1 protein-coding gene is annotated in these 3,127 nt (G+C 37.7%); it reads right to left on the bottom strand.

The genetic code is table 11. The features are described from left to right. Positions 1-218: 218 nt before the first annotated feature. The gene (locus ABXH34_RS18360) at positions 219-2,933 is read right to left on the bottom strand and encodes a carboxypeptidase regulatory-like domain-containing protein (protein ID WP_353573340.1); all 2,715 of its coding nucleotides are present in this window, start codon (positions 2,931-2,933) and stop codon (positions 219-221) included. Positions 2,934-3,127 lie beyond the last annotated feature (194 nt).

Below are 3,127 nucleotides of genomic sequence, written 5' to 3'. Positions count from 1 at the left end.
AAGCCATTTCTAGTGCATTACTATAAATATCACTTTATAGGAAATTGACTATAGTAGAATTTAATCGATTGAGCCTTGAGCCATTGAATGAAGCTGATGATTATGGGTAATCAGGCTTTTCAATGGGTTTTATCAAAGACAGAGAAGCAAAAGACATAAAAAAACTCCTAGACAGATTGCCTAGGAGCAATAGAACTATAAATTACTGAAACAAAAAACTATGGCGTATTATAAAAGATTGCTAAGCATCCTTTTGGCTCTAAAATATCAAATGAGGATAAGTTACAACTCACGCTGCCTCCCCAACCATGCAAATACATGCCTTGTGGCGCAACAGGTGTTAAGCTCACTTGTGTTCCAGATTTTAAATAATACTGGCAAGCTTGATGATCACAATCAATACTTAAGTTTTCATCCACAATACGGCCATTAGGTGCAGCAATGGATAGCACCACATAACCCAATGGTGGATTATAAAGTTGACTTGCAACCGCATCGATGACCTGTTCTGAATCATCGGTAAAGACTAAGTCTTTATTGACAGATTCAATCACTTGACGTAATACAGTGACAACATCTTCTTCTAGTTGAGCCACATAACGTTCAGCCCCTGTTTTTACATCATTATTCCACGCATATAAACCGCCTGTTTGTTCAACCATACAACCATAAACTGCTTCTGTATCGGCGATTTGTTGCCCAACAGAATAATCACAATTATTCTCGACTCGTTGTCGACGACGGGTTTTGCTTTCACGTACCAATGGATCTGTAACACCTTCAGTTTGGCAACGACCAGATAACATCGCATTGAGGATTGCAGATTTAACATCCATCACTCTCAATACTTCACTGACATAAGTATCTGGATGCGGAGAAGCATCAGTAACCAATAATAATTGACCACCATCTTTTAATAAATTCAAACCCTCAGCCATGGCCTGTACCGAAGCTTCAGGACACAATCCGCCACCAGAGGCATTTAAACGTGATACGGTAGATAACAAACGGCTAAAATCATTACTAATCACACGTTGTGTCACATCATCTTTAAAAGTCAAGATAGCAATACGTGGCATGGCTAGCCCTTCAACACCTTCCAATTCACTGATGATTTGATATAAAGCCCGTTTCACGCCTGTAATATCTTCTTCCATACTACCTGTATCATCAATCAAGATCACTAAATCAGCATTACCCGACGCATCAGGATCTAACACCATCAAGTTTTGTGTAGAACGATATTCCTCAAAATCAGGACTGGTTAAACTAAACATTTGTTGTATATTGCCGCTTTGTGAAGGCTTTGCGGTAATTTCAATGTCAATATGAGAATCTGGCGCAAGATCATCTAAATCACAAATAAGTTGTTGTTCAGTCTGTTTACAGTAACCATTACGGGTTTCAGCCGCTAAAAACTCTGTACCCACAGGCAAATCAAAAGCTAATTCAATCTCTTTCGCTGTTTTAGGACTGTATTTGCTATTCATCACACGGATTTGATATAACACATGTTCATTGACTAGAACTGGGTTGGGATTTGTCCATAGTAGTGCTGAGAAATAAGGTCGAACAGGTGTGCTCAAAGTATCGCTATCATCTGGATATTGTTTGGATTTAACTTGTGCAACATTGACTAATGTATCGATGCCATGAGGTACAGCATGAATGTATACAATCCATGTTTTTCCTGGGTTCAAAGTGGGCAGGCTACAGCTTACATTTAAGCCCGTATTTTGACATGTGCCACCTTCTGTATCAATCGCTTGCAAACTAACAGATTGTGGTAAATCATTGCTTAAATAAATATCTGTTGCAGCTTCTTCACCTTCATTAGTTACTTGGATATGATAAGTCACTAATGGTTCACCTTGAAATACAATAAAAGGATCAAGTTCGATTTCAATGTTTAAATCTGAATTAGGTGCTGATACATGTACTTTGGCATCAGGATTATTATTACTGACAATAAAAGTGGTCGGATTGAATTTATAGCCTTTTTTACTCGCGAATAATTCATATTCACCTTCAGGCAAATTAATTATTTCATAATAACCATCAGCATCACTACTAATGCTCAACCCATTGATTTGAACTGTCACATCAGGGATTGCCAGACCATTTTTATCATGAATATAGCCTGAAACTCGGTATAAATTGTCATTAACCCCTAACAAACCATTAAGCCAATCACTGCCTTGAGTCAGTTCGGAAATATCATTAAAGCTGTCACTGCTCACAATCAATTCAGGTAAAACATAGCTAAACCAAGGTTTTGCAATCTCACTCTCTAAAGCTAAAATAGATTGTGCAAAATAGTGTTTACGATTCTCAATATAATAAGTTTCTAAAGCTTGAGTCGCATTGTCTGCATGTGGCGTATTTGGATATAACGCAATCACTTGTTTTAAGCGTTCTGCACCACTGCCTAAACCATTATGATTTTTACCTAACATCAATAACCCTGCTTGGCGACTTTGCAATAAAATGTCGGCCGCTTTGGATTCATCTGAGCTATCAGGACGGGTAATTATGATTTGGGTTTTGTTTGAAGTTACGCCATTGTAATTCGCCACAACCGTGTAATAACCTTGAGAGTGGAATATCCAACCGCGCGAACCAAAATAAATTGGGACTTCTTCAGTCACTGTTTCATTAGGGGAAAAGGTTTTTTCCGCAAATAAATGCCTTAGTTCTTCCCATGGTTCAAATGCTAAACCACCAATTTTATATTGAATAAAACTATATTGAGGGTCGAACTGTTGTGGTAATTGCTGCTCACTTACACTGGTATTAGTCAAAGATACAGTTAAATGTACTGGTGTGCCGAGTACAAAGCTGCTTTGACTAGGTGCAATATTAAGCTGAAATTCATTTGCACACACTGCGTTGGATAAAAAACACATTATCCAAACTATAAATATCCTATTCATCTGATGCCTCCACATCTAATTGTTTAGGCAGTACTGAATTGAGTACGGTGAAAATGGGTCTAAAAAAGGGAGAGGCCTAAACGTGAAAACTAATAAATTAAAACGGAATCAAAATTTTGTCTTTGACTTTAAGTCTACACGTTAATAGATAGGGGTTATAGGCGCAAAACTACCGTTATTCAAGGCTTTCATAC

Origin of the sequence: Candidatus Albibeggiatoa sp. nov. BB20 (genome assembly GCA_016744725.1) — a bacterium.
In the GTDB taxonomy this organism is placed as follows: Bacteria; Pseudomonadota; Gammaproteobacteria; order Beggiatoales; family Beggiatoaceae; genus Albibeggiatoa.
This window is presented reverse-complemented; position numbering and strand designations above follow the sequence as displayed.

What these genes read in the sequence shown, in the direction of transcription:
- ABXH34_RS18360 (WP_353573340.1), bottom strand. Translation starts at nt 2,933, where the DNA reads ATGAATAGGATATTTATAGTTTGGATAATGTGTTTTTTATCCAACGCA.